The following is an 18884-nucleotide window of genomic DNA, read 5'->3' as shown; positions in this document are numbered from 1 at the left end:
TCTGCGCTGGGTGGGAGAAACAAATGACGATCAGTATCCAATCCTCGCTTTCGTCCTGGCCATTTCCGGTCATCGGTCAGTTCCGCCTTTCCCCCGGCTCAGGCGAAAAAATGGACCATGACACTACTCCAGACGAAGAGCAACCCGACCTTGTGGAGAAGGAGCTTGTGGAAGAGCAACTTGAACGAGACCGCAAGGCAAGCAAAGCCGTCGATTCGAATTTGAAAAGCAAGGACCGTCACTAAACCGTGCTCCTTGAGATGCGGCGCGTCCTCTCCGTCAAGGAGGCCCGAATGCAAGTCCCATCCTGGCGGCTTCGTCATGATGGGTATCGGAATCGGTGACTTAGGAATTACTCCCCGGTGAGGTGCTCAGAGCTCCTCTATGCACTGCGGGAGGCTTTTTGGCATGCACGTCAACAAGAACCGTTTGTAGGCAAACGCCTACCGCAACAGTGCTGGAGATCTGGCAAATCCATATTGCACTGCAGCAGAACATGGAGGCCAACCACCCCTCCGCCATGAACGCCGCAGCGCACTCAACCTCTCTTGCAGCCCCTGAGGCTGCGGCTTTCTCCCACTTCCGGCAGTACGAAGTCCTGGGTGCCCATGCGGACTCCACAGGCACTCATTTCGTAGTGTGGGCCCCCAACGCCAAGCAGTTGGAACTCATCGGCACGTTCAGCAATTGGATGCCTGTGGCGATGCAACGCGCACAGGACGGTTCCGGCCGCTGGAGCGCGCGCGTCGAAGGGGCCGGCCATGGCGACCTGTACAAGTACCGCATCGAAGATGCCCACGGCCAATGGACCGAAAAGGCCGATCCCTACGCCACCCGGCAGGAACATCCTCCTGGCACAGCCTCCCAGATCTGGAAGCTCGACTACGAATGGAACGACCGCGCCTGGATGGCCGCACGCGCCGACCGACAGGCGCTGGGCGCGCCGATGTCCATCTATGAGGTGCATCTGGGATCCTGGCAGCGCCAGGAAGGCGGGCGTTTTCTCAACTACCGTGATATCGCGCAACGCCTGGCTGCCCATTGCATCGCCCTGGGCTTCACGCACGTGGAGCTGATGCCCATCACAGAACATCCTTTCTATGGATCGTGGGGCTACCAGACCACTGGCTACTTCGCACCCACGGCGCGCTATGGCGATCCGCAGGACCTGATGGTGCTGGTGGATACCCTGCACCAGCACGGCATCGGCGTGTTGCTGGACTGGGTGGTGTCGCACTTTCCATCGGATGCGCATGGCCTGGCCCGCTTCGACGGCACGGCTCTGTATGAGCATGAAGACATGCGCAAGGGCTTTCACCCCGAGTGGAACAGCCTGATCTTCAACTACGGCCGCTACGAGGTACGCGACTTCCTCATCGGCAACGCGCTGTTCTGGCTCGGCAAGTACCACTTCGACGGCATTCGCGTGGATGCGGTGTCATCCATGCTCTACCTGGACTTCGCGCGCAAGCCCGGTGAATGGGTACCCAACGCCGATGGTGGGCACCAGAACTGGGAAGCCGTGCGGTTTTTGCAGGACCTCAACTGCGCCGTCTACGCCGAGTTCCCCGACGTGCACGTGATCGCCGAAGAGTCCACGGCCTGGGCCGGGGTATCGCGCCCTGTGGATGCCAACGGCCTGGGCTTCGGCATGAAGTGGAACATGGGCTGGATGAACGACACGCTGCGCTACATGCAGCGTGACCACGGTCATCGCCATTGGCACGAGGGCGATATCCGCTTCTCGATGGTTTACGCCTTCGACGAGAACTTCGTGCTGGCGCTCTCGCACGACGAAGTGGTATATGGCAAGCGCAGCCTGCTATCGCGCCAGCCCGGCGACCAGTGGCAGCGCTTTGCCGGCCTGCGCACGCTGTACGGAATGATGTGGTCGCACCCTGGCAAGAAGCTGCTGTTCATGGGCGGCGAATTCGGCCAGGTCGACGAGTGGCACCACGAGCGGACTCTCGACTGGCACCTGTGGGCCAAGGCCCGCCACAGCGGCATGGCGCGCTGGGTTGCCGACCTCAATCGCATCTACCGCGAGCGCCCTGCCCTGCACGCACACGATTTCGACGCCGAAGGCTTTGCCTGGGCGCCCATGGCACCGCACCAGACCACCGTGCTGGCCTTCATCCGCCGCGCTGGCGACGACATCGTACTGGCCGTGCACAACCTGACGCCGCAGCCTGTCGCCGCACTGCGGGTTGGCGTGCCGGTGGCCGGGCACTGGCATGAGTTGCTCAACAGCGATGCCGAAGCGTACGGCGGCAGCGGCATGGGCAACTTTGGCGGAGTGGATGCAACGCCCACTCCGCTCGAAGGCCAACCGGCCCACGTGCACCTGACCGTGCCCCCTCTTTCGACCGTTCTTCTTTCCAACCGCCCCACAAGGGCTTGATTCTTCACTGGAGCTGATGCTATGTCGCGTACCCGAAATGTGTTGGCGATCGTGATGGCAGGGGGCGAAGGCTCCCGCCTGCACCCCCTGACGGACGAGCGCTGCAAACCTGCAGTGCCCTTCAATGGCAAGCACCGCATCGTGGACTTCGTGCTGTCCAATTTGGTCAACTCGGAGATCTATTCGATCTACCTGCTGGTGCAGTACAAGTCGCAGTCGCTGATCGAGCACATACGCAGCTCCTGGACCATGACGCGCTTCATCCCCCAGCACTTCGTGACGGTGGTGCCGCCGCAGATGCGCAACGGCCCTGAGTGGTTCCAGGGCACGGCCGATTCGGTCTACCAAAACATCCACCTGATCGAGTCTTTCCAACCCGACATCGTGGCCGTGTTCGGCGCTGACCACATCTACCGCATGGACGTGCGCCAGATGGTGGATTTTCACCGCGCCAGCGAGGCCCATGTGAGCGTGGCCACGCTGCCTGTGCCCTTGTCGCAGTGCAACCAGTTCGGTATCGTGGAGGTGGACGCCCACCACCGCATTGCCAACTTCGTCGAGAAGCCCAAGAACACGCGCCCGATGCCTGGCAGCAGCACGCATGCCCTGGCCTCCATGGGCAATTACCTGTTCAATGCCGACGTGCTGCTCGATGCGCTGAAGAATGCGCACGCCACCGGCCACAGCGACTTTGGCCGCGATATCCTGCCCACCATGCTGCAATCGCACCGGCTCATGGCGTACGACTTCACCCAGAACGAGATTCCGGGTACAGCCTCGTATGAAGAACACGCATACTGGCGTGACGTGGGCACCATTGACGCGTACTTCGACGCGCACTTCGACACCCTCGGCGCCACGCCGCGCTTTCGCATGACCAATCGCGACTGGCCCATCTACGCCAGCCCCGACCAGGCGGAATCGGCCCAGATCGAGAATGGCGTGATCCACCGCTCGGTCGTGGGCTCGGGCAGCATCGTCGATGGCGCTGCGCTCGACCACGCCATGTTGCGCCGCTCTGTGCTGGTGGAGCGCGATGCACGGCTTGAACACTGCATCGTCATGGAGCGCTCGCGCATCGGCCGGGGTGCCCATGTGCGCCGCGCGATCATCGACCAGGACAATGACATTCCGCCCGGCGAACGCATCGGCTTCGATGAAGAAGAGGACCGTCGGCGCTTCCATGTGACGGAAAGCGGCATTGTGGTCGTGCCGCGGCAGTTCTTTCCGGTGCGCAGCAGCATCGTGAGCAACACGCTCAAGGTGGACCGGGTGCGCCAACCCGTGCCAGCATCCCTGGGCAGCGACTACAAAGCTGCTGCATGAAGCCCGAGGTACATGCCACGGGCCCCTTGCCTACCACCCAGCCCAAGCGAGCGCGTCCCACAAGGCAAGTCGACCCCGGCCGCCCCTGGCCCCTGGGGGCGACCGTGGACCGGATGGGCGTGAACTTCGCGGTGTATTCCTCGGTGGCTACGCGCGTGGAAGTCTGCCTCTTCTCCGAGAATGACAGGGAGATGGAGCGCATCGCCCTGCCCTGCTTGACCGACGATGTGTGGCATGGCCATGTGGCGGGCGTCAAGGCAGGCCAGAAGTACGGCCTGCGCGTGCACGGGCCTTATGAACCCGAGGCCGGCCAGCGCTGCAACAGCGCCAAGCTGCTGATGGACCCGTTCTCCAAGGCGCTGGACAGGCCAGTGCGCGGCGCGACGGACCAGTTCGGCTACGAACTAGCGCAGCCCGATGAAGACCTGGCGCCCAGCACCCGGGACAATGGCCGCACGGCACCCAAATCCCGCGTCGTGCGCTCGCGCTTCGACTGGGGCGAAGACCGGCCGCCACGCGTGCCCGCGCGCGACACGGTTTTCTACGAAGTGCATGCCAAGGGTTTCACCCAGACCCATCCGGGCGTCCCGGAGAACCTGCGGGGCACCTATGCGGGCCTGGCATCGCCGGCTGCCATCGCACACTTCAAGCAACTGGGCGTGACCAGCATCGAGCTGCTGCCCGTGCAGGCCTTCATCGACGACCACCGGCTGGTCGAGATGCAACTGGCCAACTACTGGGGCTACAACACGGTGGCCTTCTTCGCACCCGAGCCGCGCTATGCAGCGCGCGCCGGTGCCGACGGCGGGGTCGATGAATTCAAGGCCATGGTCAAGGCGCTGCATGCGGCAGGCCTGGAGGTGATCCTGGACGTGGTCTACAACCACACTGGTGAAGGCAACCATCTGGGGCCCACGCTCAGCCTCAAGGGCATCGACCACGCCGCCTACTACCGCCTGACGGAAGACCGGCGCATGTGCATGGACTACACCGGCACCGGCAACACGGTGAACACCAGCAGCCCGCCCGCCCTGCAACTGGTGATGGACAGCCTGCGCTACTGGGTGCAGGAGATGCATGTGGACGGCTTTCGTTTCGACCTGGCATCGGCCCTGGGGCGCGACGCGGCCGGTGCCTACACCCTGAGCGCACCGTTCTTCGCAGCGATGGCGCAGGACCCGGTGCTCTCACGCACCAAGCTGATCGCCGAGCCCTGGGATCTGGGGCCCTATGGCTACCAGCTGGGCGGCTTTCCGGTCGGCTGGATGGAGTGGAACGGCCGCTACCGCGATGCCGTGCGCGATTACTGGATCAACGCGGACGGCAGCCTGCCAGCCTTTGCGGCCTGCCTGTGCGGCTCGGCCGACATGTACCAGCCACGCCGGCGCCGGCCCACGGCCAGCGTGAACATGGTCACCGTGCACGACGGCTTCACCCTGGCCGACCTGGTGAGCTACAACGAAAAGCACAACGAGGCCAATGGCGAGGGCGGCCAGGACGGCGAATCGCACAACCGCAGCTGGAACTGCGGGGCCGAAGGCGAGACCGAGGATAGCGAGGTGCTCGCCCTGCGCGCGCGGCAGGTGCGCAACTTCCTGGCCACCCTGTTCATGTCCCATGGCACGCCGCTGCTGCTGGGTGGCGACGAACTGGGGCGCACCCAGCAGGGCAACAACAACGGCTACTGCCAGGACAGCGCCCTGTCTTGGTACGACTGGGAACGCGCGGGCCGGCATGGCGAACTGCAGTCATTCACCCAGGCGCTGGCGGCCTTGCGCCGGGGTTTGCCCGTGGTCCGGCCCCACACCTGGCCCGTGGACGAGGCGGGCCTGCCGCAACTTGTCACCGTGGGCTGGCACAGCGTGTGGGGAATGGACATGACCGCGGAGGAATGGGACGACCCTGCCGTGCGCTGCGTGGGCGCGGTCATGGAAAGCGTGGCCGAGGAGGAGCTGTCCGTGATGCTGCTGTTCAACGCCAGCGACGCCGATGCCATCTTCACCCTGCCTGCGGACGGCTCGGGCCGCAGCTGGACGCTGCGCCTGGACACCCGGGATGCCCGTGTGGTGGCCATTGGCGAAGAAGCCGGTGCGCCCACGGTGGCAGCCGGCGGGCAGCACACCCTCCTCGCGCGTTCGATGGCGGTACTGACGGCACCCTTCGCAGCAAGCAACCCTGCGACCGCATGAGGCGCACGCACACCATGCCCTTCGGCGCCCGGCTGCTGGCCGGTGGCGGCGCGCGGTTCTCGCTGTGGGCGCCCGCGGCGCAGGAGGCAGCCCTGTGGTACCGCCCAACACCCCACACTGCGGCCCGTACCCTCCCCGCTACCCGGGCCGATGGCGGTTGGTGGCAGGCGAACGCGGCCGATGCCGGTGCGGGCACCCCGTACCGCTGGCTCATCGACGGCAAGCTCACCGTGCCCGACCCGGCCTCGCGCAGCAATCCCTGGGGGCCGCACGAGCCCAGTGTCGTCACCGATCCCGCCAGCCATGAATGGAAGACGGACTGGGCCGGCCGACCCTGGAACGAATTGGTCTTCTACGAGCTGCATGTGGGCAGCTTCAGTCCGCTGGGTACCTATGAAGGCGCCATCCGCAAGCTGCCGGAGCTGGCGGCCCTGGGCTTTACCGCCCTCGAGCTGATGCCGCTGGCCGCCTTTGGCGGGCAATGGGGCTGGGGCTATGACGGCGTGCTGCCCTTCGCGCCGCATGCTGCCTATGGCAGCCCGCAAGACCTCAAGCGCCTGGTCGACGAAGCGCATGCGCTGGGCATATGCGTCTTCCTCGATGTGGTGTACAACCATTTCGGGCCAGACGGCAACTACCTGCATGCCTACGCGCCCCAGTTCTTTTCAAGCAGCCATGCCAGCCCCTGGGGCGCTGCCATCAACTTCGATCAGGAGGGCAGCGCCGTGGTGCGCGACTTCTTCGTGCACAACGCGCTGTACTGGATCGAGGAGTTCGGCATGGACGGCTTGCGCCTGGACGCGGTGCACGCCATCGCCGACGACAGCCGGCCCGACATCCTGCAGGAATTGAGCGCACGCGTGCGCGAGCTGGCCACGGCCAGCGGACGCTTGGTGCACCTGGTGCTGGAGAACGAGAAGAACCAGCCCGCGCGCCTGTCCTCCTCACCCGAGCCCGGCCTGTACGATGCCCAGTGGAACGACGATTTTCACCATGCAGTGCATGTGGCCCTGACGGACGAATCCCAGGGCTACTATGCCAAGTTCGCGCGCCACCCGCTGGTGCTGCTGGCGCGGGTGCTGACCCATGGCTTCGCCTTTCCCGAGGCGGCCAACGTGGCCGGTGGCGATCCGGTGCCGCTGTCCTGCATGGTCAACTTCATCGGCAACCACGACCAGATCGGCAACCGCGCCTCCGGCGAGCGGTTGGGGCAACTGGCGCCTGCCGAGGGGGCAGAACTGGCGCTGCTGCTGGCCTTGCTAACCCCGGCCACACCCATGGTGTTCATGGGCGATGAATTTTCAGCGTCCACACCGTTCCTGTACTTTGCCAACTGGGACGGCGGCCTGCACGACGCGGTGCGCGAAGGGCGCGCGCTCGAGTTCGGCCACGCGGTGACCAGCGATGCCGTGCTGCCCGACCCTTGCGACGTGGCCACTCTTCAGGCCAGCCGACTGCAATGGGACGAATCGGACACGTCAATCGGGCAGACTCGCCGGGCCTTGGTGCAGCGATCATTGGAGGCGCGGCGCACCTGGTTGCAGCCCCGTGCGCAGCAACTGTGCGCAGGGGGCCACACGGCGGAGTTCGTGGGAGAGAGCGGCCTGCGCGTGGCCTGGCACTACCAGGACGGAGCAATACTGAGGATGGAAATGAACCTGGGACCAGACACGGTGGACGCCACACCGTCCGCAACTGCGGCGGACATCGCTGCCGTTGAGGTATTCAGCCACCACTGGACAGGTGACGAGCGGCAGTGGGCCCCATGGTCGGCCCGGTGGACCTGCACCGAAGGTTTGGCATGAGCCAGGAGCCAGCTGTTCATGATGCGCTCGGTTCAGACCTGCACCAGCGCGCCGAGCGCGCCGGCATCGCTACCGAATACGCAAGCTTCTGGGGCGAAACCCTGACCGTGAGCCCCGAAGTCCTGGCCAGGGCCCTGGCCGCCATGGGCGCGCATGCCGATGGCAATGCGCCGCAACCCATCGTGGTGGAACAGGGCCATGCCGCGCAGGTGCCGCTGGATGCGCATGGCGCATGGCAACTGCTGCCCGAGGAACCTGACGCGGCCGCACTGCTGGAGGGGATCGGCAGCGTCGCAGAACTGCCTGCTACGCTGGGCTTCTGGGTACTACCTCCTGCACTCGCCCGGTGCCGAGAGGCTGCTCATCGTGGCGCCCCGGCGCTGCTGGCTCCCCGAGGGCCTGCAGTCTGGCGAGCGCTGGTGGGGCATCACCGCACAGATGTACGCGCTGCGTTCGGAGCGCAACTGGGGCATCGGCGACTTCACCGACCTGGCCACGTTGGTCCGGCTGGCGGCTTCGCGGGGTGCTGCGTTCGTCGGCGTGAGCCCGCTGCATGCCCTGCGCACGGAACACCCCGAACAGGCAAGCCCCTACAGCCCCAGCAGCCGACTGGCGCTGAATGTGCTGCACATCGACGTAGCGGCTGTGCCCGAATTTGCCTGCTGCACCGAAGCCCAGGCCCTTTTAGCGGACAGCGGCTTTCAGCAGCGCTTGCGCGAGGTGCGTGCCAGCCCGACCGTGCGCTACGCCGAGGTGGTGGCGCTCAAGGAACCCGTTCTGGCCTTGCTGTGGCAGGAGTTTCGCTCCACCCACTGGGAGGCCGCCACAGCAAGAGGCCAGGAGTTTGATGCATTCATGGCGCAGCACCAGGCGACACTGGGCCTGCATGCGCGCTACGAGGCCATCCAGCTGAACCTGGGTGCGCGGGATCCGCAGGTCTGGGGCTGGCCCGCCTGGCCGCAGGATCTGCAAGACCCGCAAGGCGCTGCGGCACTGGTCTTCGCACGCGAACATGCCGATGCGGTGGCGTATAGGTACTGGCTGCAGTGGCTGGCCTACGTCCAGCTGGGCCAGGCGTTCGAGCAGGCGCGCGCGTGCATGCCGCTGGGCCTGTACTGCGACCTGGCCGTGGGCGCCAGTGACGGCGGCTCAGAAACCTGGATGTCCCCCGGCCTCTATGCCCGGGGCATGAACGTGGGCGCCCCGCCCGACCCCCTGAGCACCCAGGGCCAGGATTGGGGCCTGCCTCCCGTCAATCCCGTGGCACTCAGCGATGCGCGCTTCCTGCCGTTTCGACAACTGCTGGCCAGCGTGATGCGCCACGCCGGCGCGCTGCGCATGGACCATGCCATGGCGCTGATGCGGCTGTACTGGAACAGCCCCGCGGGAGGCACCTACGTGCGCTACCCGCTGGAGGCGCTGGTCGCGGTGATGGCCATCGAGAGCCACCGCCACCAGTGCATGGTGATCGGCGAAGACCTGGGCAATGTGGCGCCGCGCATGCGCGAGGCCATGGCCGAGCATGCGCTGCTGTCGTACCGCCCACTGATCTTCGAACGCCTGGAGGGCGGCGCCTTCCGCCCGCCGGCCGACTGGCAGCCGCAGGCGCTGGCCGTGGTCAGCACCCACGACCTGCCCACGCTCAAGGGCTTCTGGGGTGGGGACGACATCGCCATCCAGCACTCGCTGGGCTGGCTCGGTGACAGCGATGCCCAGGTGCGCGCCCAACTGGCACGCGCCCAGGACCGCACCCACCTGCTGGCCGCCCTCGACGCCCAGCAACTGCTGCCACAGGGCACCACGCTCGACGCCCAATCCACCCCTGAGATGACACCCGCACTGGCCGCCGCCGTACATGCCTTTCTGGCACGCACGCCATGCCAGCTGCTGGGCGTGCAGCTCGAGGACCTGACCGGCCAGCGCGAACAGCTCAACGTGCCGGGCACCACCGAAGACCGCTACCCCAACTGGCGCCACCGCATGCCGGTGCCGCTGGAGCAGGTGAGCGGCGATCCGTATTTCGAAGCCATCAGCCAGGCGGTGGGCAGTGCCCGCCGCGCTGCCCTGGTCGAACCTGCAGCCGAACTGCCACCGCTGGCATCGGCCGACGTGCCGCAGTCCACCTACCGGATGCAGCTCAACCGCGGGTTCACCTTCGCGCAGGCCACTGCGGTCGTGCCCTACCTGCACGCGCTGGGCGTGAGCCACCTGTATACCTCCCCCTACCTCAAGGCAGCCGCGGGCAGCATGCATGGCTACGACGTGGTGGACCCCACGGTGCTCAACCCCGAGATCGGTACCGAGGCCGAGCACGCCGTACTGTGCCAGGCGCTGGCCGAACGCGGCATGGGCCACGTGCTTGACATCGTACCCAACCACATGGGCGTGGAGGACCCGTCCAACCGCTGGTGGCAGGGCATGCTCGAACATGGCGAGGCCTCGCCGCATGCCGCTACCTTCGACATCGAATGGCAGCCGGCCAACCCCCAGACCGGCCGGCGCGTGCTGTTGCCGGTGCTAGGCGACCACTATGGCAAGCTGCTGGAGGCGGGCGAGCTGCAGCTGCGCTTCGATGCCGCCCAAGGCCGTCTGCAAGTGGGCTACTGGGACCATGCGTTTCCGCTCGATCCGCGCAGCTACGCCCTCGTGCTGACGGCCGTGTCCATGCCGGCGGCCGCACCGGCTGGGGAACTGGCCGAAATGGCCTCGCTCGTGGATGCGCTGGGCCAGGTGCCGCCCCAGGGCAGCGACGATCCGCAGCAGCGCGCGGCGCGTCTGCGCGATGCCCCCTTGTATCAGCGCCGGCTGGCCGAGATGGCGCAGGCCTACCCCTGGGTACCCGACTGGGTGCAGGCCTGCCTTGTTCGGGCCAACGGGCAAAGGGGAGATGCCGCGAGCTTCGACCTGCTCGACACGGTGCTGCAGGCCCAGGCCTACCGGCTGGCCGACTGGCGCGTGGCGGGCGACGACATCAACTACCGGCGCTTCTTCGACATCAATGCCCTGGCGGCGATCCGCATGGAGGAGCCCGAGGTCTTCGAGGCGGTGCACGCCCTGCCCCTGCGCTGGCTGGCCGAAGGCAAGGTCACGGGCCTGCGCATCGACCACCCCGACGGCCTGGCCGACCAGGCCCGGTATTTCGAGCGGCTGCAGCAGCGCCATGCCGCGCAGCGCCAAGCCCGCGGGCAGCCGCCGCAGGCGCTGTACTTGGTGGTCGAGAAGATCATGGCCGACCACGAGCCGCTGCCTGCCGACTGGCTGGTGCACGGCGGCACTGGCTACCGCTTCAGCACCCTGGTCAACGGCCTGTTCGTCGCGGCGGACGCGCAGGAGCGCTTCGACGCCATCTATGGCGCGTTCACCGGGGACACGAAACCCTTCGAAGAAGCCACCTACGAGTGCAAGCGCCTGATCATCGAGACGGCGCTGTTCAGCGACATGGCCTGGCTGGTGGCCACGCTGAGCAAGATCACGCGGGCCGATCGCGCGGTGTGCGACTTCACGCGCAACCAGTTGCGCGTGGCCCTGGTGGAGGTGGCAGCCCAGTTCCCCGTGTACCGCACCTACGTGGTACCCGGCGGCGCGCCGCCCAGCGAGGCAGACCGGCAGCACATCGCCTGGGCCATCAGCGCCGCGCGCCGGCGCCTGGGGTCTGCCGAAGGCGGCGTGCTGGCCTATCTGCAGGCAGTGCTGCAGGGCGAGCCAGGGGCCGAGCCCGCTTTGCGCGCGCGGTTCATCCGCCGATGGCAGCAGTTCACGGCACCGGTGATGGCCAAGTCGGTCGAGGACACGCTGTTCTACCGCTACGTGCGGCTGGTCTCGCTCAACGACGTCGGGGCGGAGCCGCGGCGCTTCGGCGTCTCGGTGGCGGCGTTCCACCAGGGCAACCTGCAGCGCTCGCGGCACCTGCCGCACGAACTGCTGGCCACCTCCACGCACGACAGCAAGCGTTCGGAAGACGTGCGCGCGCGGCTCAATGTGCTGTCTGAAATGCCCGATGCCTGGCAGGACACGGTGCAGGCGCTGCAGGCGGCAGGCCAGCGCTTCGAAGTCGAAATCGATGGCCAGGCATCGCCCCTGCCCCACGACCTGTGGGGCTTGTACCAGGCCATGGTCGGCATCTGGCCCGCCCACGCCACGGACGCCCAGGAGCGCCAGGAGCTGGTGCAGCGCATCCAGCGCTACAAGGAAAAGGCCATGCGCGAGGCCAAGCTCATGAGCAACTGGCTTTTCCCCAACGAGGTCTACGAGGCGGCCGTGCGCGATTACATCGAAAAGGCCCTGTCCACGGAACGCTTCGTCACCGTGCTGGAGGACTTCGTGCAGCGCATCGCCCCCCATGGCTTTCGCAACGGGCTGGGCCAGCTCGCGCTCAAGCTCACGGCGCCGGGGGTGCCCGACATCTACCAGGGCTGCGAGGTCTGGAACTTTTCGCTGGTGGACCCGGACAACCGCCGCCCCGTGGACCTGGCGGAGCTGGCCGCTTCGCTGCAGCCGCTGCGCGCGCTGTACCAGGGCAATGCACAATTTCCGAGCCCTGCCGACTGGCATGCGCTGTTGGGCGACAGCCCTGCCATGCCCCCCGGTGCCAAGCAACTGGTCACTTGGCGCCTGCTGCAACTGCGCCGGGAGATGCCTGCGCTGTTCCGCGATTCACTGTACCTGCCGCTGGCCGTGGAGGGCGCGTCTCAGGCCCACGCACTGGCCTTTGCCCGCATTGGCGGGGACCAGGCCGTGGTGGTGGTTTGCGCCCGCCTGCTGCTGGGCCTTGGCGAGAGCGGATGGGGTGACACCCGTGTTGCCCTGGCCTCGGCCCACCCGGCCCTGGCGCGCCCAGGCCGCTGGCTCGACTGGATGACCGGTCAAACGCTGGCCAATTCAGCGGAACATTCCCTGAACGACGTGCTGGGCGATGTCGGCCCTGCCAGCGCCCGCCTGCCCTTTGCCATTTTGGTGGCGCAAGATACCCCTTTATGAAGATCCTGTTCGCCACGCCCGAATGCGCCCCTCTGGTCAAGACCGGTGGGCTCGGTGATGTCAGTGCCGCCCTGCCCCGTGCTCTCAAGGCACTGGGGCACGAGGTGGTCATCCTCATGCCCGCGTATGGCGGCATGGCCATCGACGGCACGCTCGACGCGATCGTGCCCGTGCCCGCCTACGGCCCCTGGCCGGCCGCGCAACTGCTGCAGGTGATGTCGCCCGACGGCATGCCCTTTCTGCTGTTGTCGTGCCCGGCCCTGTACGCGAGTGCCGGCACGCCCTATGGCGACCCGGCCCACATGCCCATGCACGAGCAGGCCCTGCGCTTCGGCCTGCTCAGCCGCGTGGCGGCTTTGATCGGCACGGAGCACAGCCCCTGCGACTGGCGCGCCGACATCGTGCACGCCAATGACTGGCCGTGCGGGCTGGCGCCCCTTTATCTGCACCAGGCGCGGGCCGCCGGGCAGCAGGGTGTGGCCCACAGCCTCATCACCGTCCACAACCTGGCGTTCCAGGGCGTGTTCCCCATGAAGGCCTGCGAGGTGCTGGACATCGCACCGATATACCGGGGTATGGAGGGCGTGGAGTTCTGGGGTCAGTTGTCCATGCTCAAGGCCGCCCTGCAGTTCGCTGACGCCATCACCACGGTGAGCCCGACCTATGCGCGAGAAATACAGAAACCGGCCCTGGGCTTCGGGCTCGACGGTGTGCTGCGCGCCCAGGCCGGCCGGCTGCATGGGCTACTCAACGGCATCGATACAACGGTATGGAACCCTGAGAGCGATCCGTTGATCGCAGCCAACTACGGGGTGAAAAACCTGGAGGCCAAGGCGGTGAACAAATCCGCCTTGCGCAAGCGCTGCGGCCTGGCCGAGTCGCCAGGCCCGCTGCTGGGCCTGGTGGGGCGGCTCACCTCCCAGAAGGGGGTGGACCTGGTGCTGGCGGGGGCCCCTGCCCTGCTGTCACGCGGGGCCCAACTGGTGGTGCTGGGCCGGGGCGAGGAGCCGCTGGAGGCCGGGCTGCGAGCGCTCGCCAAAGCGCATCCGGGGCAGGTCCACGCCACGCTGGGCTTCGACGAGGCGCTGGCGCACCAGATCGAGGCCGGTGCCGATTGCTTTCTGATGCCCTCGCGCTTCGAGCCCTGCGGCCTGAACCAGATGTACAGCCAGGCCTATGGCACGCCGCCAGTCGTCACGGCCACCGGTGGCCTGGCCGACACGGTGAGCGATGCCGGCCCTGGCCTGGACGAGGGAACCGGCTTCATGATGGCCACCCCCACGCAGGCCGAATTCGACCGGGCGCTGGACCGAGTCCTCAAGGCCTGGGCGCAGCCCGCGCTCTGGAAGGGCCTGCAGCGCCGGGGCATGGCGCGGCCCTTCGGCTGGGAAGCGGCGGCGCGGCAATACGGGCAGCTGTACACCCAATTGCTCAGTCAGAAGCCGTCGCTCTCGACAGCGCCGGTGCATAACGTTATCAGCATGGAAACCAAGCGCTGAGCGCCTAAATGTGCTTGACTATTGAGGCGCCCAACGCCGCCGTGGGTCAGACGAGTTTCGGTAACGAGCGAGCGCGTACACGATATAGCTCCGGTGGATCGAAGAGGCTCTCGCGCGCACGCGATCAGTTCAGGCGGCTGTCCCACAAAAGGGGGCGCCGCCTGCTTACCATCTGTTGAGAGCTGTACTGCCAAATTGGGCGGGGTCAAGAACAAACAGCCTCACGCCCGCATGTCCGTCTCCGACCGTTGTGCCCACCCCCGTCCGACGGCCTCCGTGTCTGCACTCGCCCAGGCCTTGTCCAGTCTCACAGCGCTGCCGGTTGCCGCACAGCTTCGGCAACTGGTGGGCATGGGCCTGGCTCGCTTGCCCGTACCGGGCTCGGGCGCGACCCTGCAGCGCTGGCAGGCGCTGAGTCACGTGGCGCAGCACAGCCTGTCACTAGCGAAGCTTTATGAAGGGCACTGCGATGCGCTGGCCATTCTGCTAGAGCTGGGCCATGATCGACGCGAAACCAACGAGACTTGGGCGGTTTGGGCGGCCGAGGTACCTAGACAGCGGGTGCAAGTTCTGCCACAGGGCGACAGCGGTCTCGCCAAGCTGTCCGGCGCTAAGGCCTGGTGCTCTGGTGCACAGGGGGCCAGCCACGCCCTGCTGACCGCATGGCTGCCGGGGCTGGACCGGAGCCAGTTGGTCGCCGTCGAACTTGACCACGCCAGCATCCGCATGAACACCGGATCCTGGCAGGCCGTGGGGATGGCAGACACACTGAGCGCCGAGGTGGCTTTCGATGGCACGCCTGCCACACTGGTGGGCGCGCCTGGAGATTACCTGCGCAGGCCCGGCTTCTGGCATGGCGGTGCAGGCATTGCCGCTTGCTGGTTTGGCGGCACGCTGGCCGTGGCCGACTCCCTGTATCGCGGTATGCGCGGTCAGTCGTGCGAGCACCCGGCTTTCGCATACCGCGCTGCAGCCTTCGGCAAGGTGGATCGGGTGTTGGCAAGTATGGCCGCGCTGCTGCGCGAGAGCGCCGCCTGGATCGATGCGAACCCGGATGCGGACGCGATGGCCACGGCACTGCGTGTACGCCAAGCCGCAGAGGCTGCGGCCCACTGCGTGCTGGAGGAAACCGGGCGCGCGCTGGGCGCTACGCCCTACTGCCGCGACGCGGCGTTTGCACGCGCTGCGGCAGACCTGCCGGTTTTCATTCGACAGAGTCACGGAGACCGCGACGACGCGGCCCTTGCCAGCGCCGTGCTGGCGCAAGAGAACTACCCATGGGCACTCTGAACCATCCCGCTGCGGCCGAGGGCCTCCGCCCGGCCACTCGCCTCATTAGCGAGCCGTGCGTGGACGCGCGGTTCTGGGAGTCTTGGCTGCAGGAGCAACGCATCCCTCGATTGTCTATCAGCGAGTTGGTGGGCAAATGGCAGCGCTTAATAGTGGTCGCGCCCCACCCCGACGATGAAATTCTTGCCTGCGGTGCCCTGCTGCACAGCCACGTGGCCCGCGGGGGCGCCTGCTTGGTGGTGGCGGTGACAGATGGCGAAGCCAGCCATCGCGCTGCGGACGGTAACGATGCACGGGCTTTGGCCCGGCAGCGCAGACACGAAAGCGCCGCCGGCCTGCAGCTCCTCGGCGTTTCGACCGAGTCCGTGCTACGCCTGGGCCTGCCCGACGGCGGGCTTACCGGGGAAGCCGCCAACCTGCAAGCCCGATTGACTGACTTGGTTCAGCCATCGGATGTGGTCGTGACCACTTGGCGCCTGGACGGACACCCGGACCACGAAGCTTGTGGCCGTGCCTGCGCTGCAGCCTGCCAGGCCAAAGGTGCCGCGCTGCTGGAGGCGCCGGTGTGGATGTGGCACTGGGCCGAGCCTTGGGATCCGCAGGTGGACTGGACCCGCCTCGCAGGCGTGGGAATTGATGGCGACTCGCATGCGCGCAAGCTCCACGCACTGGCCTCCCACCGCTCGCAGCTCATGCCCCGCTCGCCCAGCCTGCCCCCAGTGCTGGACCCGGAGATCGTTGACCGCGCGAGTTGGAACACCGAATACTTCTTTGTGCCATGACTGCACCCGCCCCGCAGAAATTCTTCGATCCGCTGTTCGCCCGGGGCCCTGACCCCTGGCATTTCGAGGGTAGCTGGTATGAAGCGCGCAAGCGTCACCTGTTGCTGGCCAGCTTGCCGCATTCGCGATACGAATCCATTTTCGAGCCGGGCTGCGCTGGCGGTTTTGTTTCCGAGGCTTTGGCGCAGCGCTGCGACCGACTTCTGGCCTGGGACGGAGCAGTGCGAGCCGTGGAGTACGCGGCCAACCGGCTCAAGCCCTTTGCCCACGTCCAGGTTGCACAAGGTTGGGTGCCCGACCAATGGCCTGAGGGGCGCTTCGAACTGATCGTGCTCGGCGAGTTCCTGTACTACCTTCAAGAGACTGATATCGAGCTTCTAGCACAGCGATGCCGCGCCACTCTGCTCGCTTCTGGCTCGGGTGCCACCGTTGCTTCCTGTCACTGGCTACATCCATTCGACAGCTTCCCGTTGGGCGGGGCTCGCGTGCACGAGATCATGCACCAGCACCTTCAGGTTCCGCGTGTGGCCCAATGGCGTGACGCGGACTTCTGCCTGGACATCTGGTCAAGCACGCTGCAGAGCGTAGCCCAACGAGAGGGTCGCCGAGAGTAGTAGCAAGTCATCCGGCCAGTGCGTTGCCCGTTTGCCGCTGCACTCCACTTTCCACATCCCGGCATGACTGACGGTACTCTTTTGTGCATCTTATCGACGTTTTCGGGTGTCATCTTTGCTACTATGCGAGGCCTGAGAACACTTGGGGGGTGATGGTATGCCGTTGGAATACTTGCGGGAACTGTCTCGTGGGTCGCTCCCACTGGAAGTGAGCAGCTTGGAACAAATCGACAAGCTGAGGGTGCTAGCAGCGGCCGACATGGTGGTTGCAGATTTACCCGAAGTGGGCAAGGCGGGCCCAGCAATCATTCGCGAAATCACCGGATATGGCCGCGCCGCGCTTTCTGCGTCCAGCCTGAACAGACCTGCGTAGCCGATAGAGGGGAGTCAAGCGCCTGGCAGTGATTCCACTGAGCACTCGTGCACCCGCAACCTCCGGCGCAAGGCGCTGGGCTTGCACTCCTCACGCTCAGAAACCGAAATGCCATGACTGGGCTCACATGAGCCGTCGGCTAGCCCCCGTCATTTTTCTTGTCTTCGGTTTTGGACAGTCCCCGGATGTTCATGAAAGCCAGACACACCTGTAGTGAAACAAGCGCCATTGCGTGGGTATATAGGCCCCAAGCCATCCACAGGACATTGCTCGCAAGGAACACCCAGAACCCGAAGTTGCGGCGACTGGCGTCGTTGGAACCGACCAGCCAAGCAGCCAGCACAGATGCCACGAAAGCGGGCCACTGTACCCAGTCTACCCAGTCATCCATAGTTGAGGTCTCCGCTAAGGTTCAGGATGCCGAAGAGGCCACCAGTGCTCCGCTCAGTTGCATCAGCGTGGCGCCAAAGCCTCCAGGTGCCCGAAAATGCTTTCGAGGGCTGGTGGTCACGCGCGCTGCGGCGGTCCACGCGATCGACAGCCCCCGCTCCAGCAGGCGGTGTACGAGGGCTACATCCTCGCCCGTAGCTAGCGGCAGGAAACCGCCGGATAGCCGATAAGCGTCGGCCGTGATGCCTAGATTGGCGCCGTGGATATGTCGATGGCCGTCGCAGTCTTGGTAGAACGATTGGAAACGTGCACGCACCTCATCGCCGTGTGCGCCCCAGTCGCGCACCTGTACCGTTCCGCAAACCGCGTCTGCCTGCAACCCGAGCTGCTGACTGATCCAATCGGGCGCCACCTCACTGTCCGCATCGGTGAATGCAAGCCATCGCGCCCCGGTAGCCAGCGCCGCTTGTGCTCCGATGGCCCGAGCCGCGCCAACGTTGCGAGCCCGACTCTGTACGGCCCGAACACGCCCGAACCCTCGGGCAATGCGAGCAGTGCCATCAGAGCAGTCGTCGAGCACTACGATGACGATCACAGATTCGCCCGCCAAGGCGGGACACAGGGCTGCCACAGTAAGGGAGCGCAGACACTGCTCGATGTGTTCTTCTTCGTTATGGGCGGGAACGACAACCGCAATCATCGCCGGGCGCCTCGCGAGTTGAGCAAACGGTCAAAACCGGTCACGGTTTCACCTCGGTTGCGGCGACTGAAATCGAGATGGCTGACGGCGCTGTCTGCGCACGGGCCCCCGCCTCGACCCGGGCAATTTCCTCAGGAACCAATCCACCTATGAGCAGCCATATGGCAAAAGCTGCCGTCGCCACCACTTCGGCCCAAAGTAGCCCACGGTTCTCCCATGGCGAAACAGGTTGGGGAAACTCGCCGGCCAAGTTGCGAGAAGTAGTGGCATGGTTCTGTTCGGTCGCCATTTCGGCCTCCTGCGTGTGATGGAAGCAACGCTAACGTTTGCCTTCTGGGCTTCATGTCGGACGGCTCCCTCAGCAGATGTCATGGTGCGGCGCATGCCTGCAAAGCAGCATTGCCCTTCAAGGCAGATTGGCAATCAACAGCGTTGAGGTGCCGCGGGCGAGCAGCTAGGGTATCGTCAGCGCCGCATTGCGCAGCGCAGGCCCAGTCCGATCAGCATTCGCGCCCACGGGGACGAAGCCGGCAAGCAA

Annotated in this window: 15 protein-coding genes; 11 read left to right on the top strand and 4 right to left on the bottom strand. The window is 66.0% G+C overall.

Annotated features, from left to right (window positions below):
* The first annotated feature begins 23 nt into the window (after window positions 1-23).
* The 5 genes from AC0IZS_RS16205 (at window position 24) to treZ (ending at window position 7721) form a co-directional block, all read left to right on the top strand.
* The gene (locus AC0IZS_RS16205; RefSeq protein WP_471636533.1) at window positions 24-245 is read left to right on the top strand and encodes a hypothetical protein; all 222 of its coding nucleotides are present in this window, start codon (window positions 24-26) and stop codon (window positions 243-245) included.
* 251 nt (window positions 246-496) lie between these two features.
* Window positions 497-2401, top strand: coding sequence for a 1,4-alpha-glucan branching protein GlgB (glgB, locus tag AC0IZS_RS16200; protein ID WP_471636532.1), 1905 nt, complete (start codon window positions 497-499; stop codon window positions 2399-2401).
* A gap of 21 nt (window positions 2402-2422) precedes the next feature.
* Entirely contained in the window at window positions 2423-3727 is a 1305-nt protein-coding gene (locus AC0IZS_RS16195; RefSeq protein ID WP_471636531.1) for a glucose-1-phosphate adenylyltransferase, read from the top strand.
* The gene (glgX, locus tag AC0IZS_RS16190; protein WP_471636530.1) at window positions 3724-5916 is read left to right on the top strand and encodes a glycogen debranching protein GlgX; all 2193 of its coding nucleotides are present in this window, start codon (window positions 3724-3726) and stop codon (window positions 5914-5916) included. The genes AC0IZS_RS16195 and glgX overlap by 4 nt, the downstream gene beginning before the upstream one ends.
* Window positions 5913-7721, top strand: coding sequence for a malto-oligosyltrehalose trehalohydrolase (gene treZ, locus AC0IZS_RS16185; protein WP_471636529.1), 1809 nt, complete (start codon window positions 5913-5915; stop codon window positions 7719-7721). The genes glgX and treZ overlap by 4 nt, the downstream gene beginning before the upstream one ends.
* A gap of 32 nt (window positions 7722-7753) precedes the next feature.
* On the opposite strand, the gene AC0IZS_RS16180 is transcribed toward treZ, so the two are convergent.
* Entirely contained in the window at window positions 7754-7948 is a 195-nt protein-coding gene (locus AC0IZS_RS16180; RefSeq protein ID WP_471636528.1) for a hypothetical protein, read from the bottom strand.
* A 139-nt stretch (window positions 7949-8087) separates the two neighbouring features.
* Between AC0IZS_RS16180 and treY the strand changes: the two genes are divergently transcribed.
* From treY to AC0IZS_RS16150, 6 genes are all read left to right on the top strand, one after another.
* Complete coding sequence (treY, locus tag AC0IZS_RS16175; protein ID WP_471636527.1) at window positions 8088-12698, top strand: malto-oligosyltrehalose synthase; 4611 nt, start codon at window positions 8088-8090, stop codon at window positions 12696-12698.
* The gene (gene glgA / locus AC0IZS_RS16170; RefSeq protein ID WP_471636526.1) at window positions 12695-14197 is read left to right on the top strand and encodes a glycogen synthase GlgA; all 1503 of its coding nucleotides are present in this window, start codon (window positions 12695-12697) and stop codon (window positions 14195-14197) included. The genes treY and glgA overlap by 4 nt, the downstream gene beginning before the upstream one ends.
* Before the next feature lie 276 nt (window positions 14198-14473).
* Window positions 14474-15487, top strand: coding sequence for an acyl-CoA dehydrogenase (locus AC0IZS_RS16165; protein ID WP_471636525.1), 1014 nt, complete (start codon window positions 14474-14476; stop codon window positions 15485-15487).
* Window positions 15475-16269 carry a PIG-L deacetylase family protein gene (locus AC0IZS_RS16160; protein WP_471636524.1) on the top strand — a complete coding sequence of 265 codons (795 nt, stop codon included), beginning with the start codon at window positions 15475-15477 and terminating at the stop codon, window positions 16267-16269. Before AC0IZS_RS16165 ends, AC0IZS_RS16160 begins: the two co-directional genes overlap by 13 nt.
* Window positions 16266-16883 carry a class I SAM-dependent methyltransferase gene (locus tag AC0IZS_RS16155; RefSeq protein ID WP_471636523.1) on the top strand — a complete coding sequence of 206 codons (618 nt, stop codon included), beginning with the start codon at window positions 16266-16268 and terminating at the stop codon, window positions 16881-16883. Before AC0IZS_RS16160 ends, AC0IZS_RS16155 begins: the two co-directional genes overlap by 4 nt.
* A 217-nt stretch (window positions 16884-17100) precedes the next feature.
* Window positions 17101-17256 carry a hypothetical protein gene (locus tag AC0IZS_RS16150; RefSeq protein WP_179684605.1) on the top strand — a complete coding sequence of 52 codons (156 nt, stop codon included), beginning with the start codon at window positions 17101-17103 and terminating at the stop codon, window positions 17254-17256.
* A gap of 139 nt (window positions 17257-17395) precedes the next feature.
* Here AC0IZS_RS16150 and AC0IZS_RS16145 read toward each other — a convergent pair whose 3' ends face one another.
* The 3 genes from AC0IZS_RS16145 to AC0IZS_RS16135 are packed head-to-tail and all read right to left on the bottom strand — an operon-like array spanning window position 17396 to window position 18635.
* Entirely contained in the window at window positions 17396-17647 is a 252-nt protein-coding gene (locus tag AC0IZS_RS16145) for a hypothetical protein (RefSeq protein WP_471636522.1), read from the bottom strand.
* A 21-nt stretch (window positions 17648-17668) separates the two neighbouring features.
* Entirely contained in the window at window positions 17669-18346 is a 678-nt protein-coding gene (locus AC0IZS_RS16140; RefSeq protein WP_471636521.1) for a glycosyltransferase family 2 protein, read from the bottom strand.
* A gap of 40 nt (window positions 18347-18386) precedes the next feature.
* Window positions 18387-18635 carry a hypothetical protein gene (locus AC0IZS_RS16135; RefSeq protein WP_471636520.1) on the bottom strand — a complete coding sequence of 83 codons (249 nt, stop codon included), beginning with the start codon at window positions 18633-18635 and terminating at the stop codon, window positions 18387-18389.
* Window positions 18636-18884 lie beyond the last annotated feature (249 nt).

The organism is Acidovorax sp. AC410 (assembly GCF_979253235.1).
This window is presented reverse-complemented; position numbering and strand designations above follow the sequence as displayed.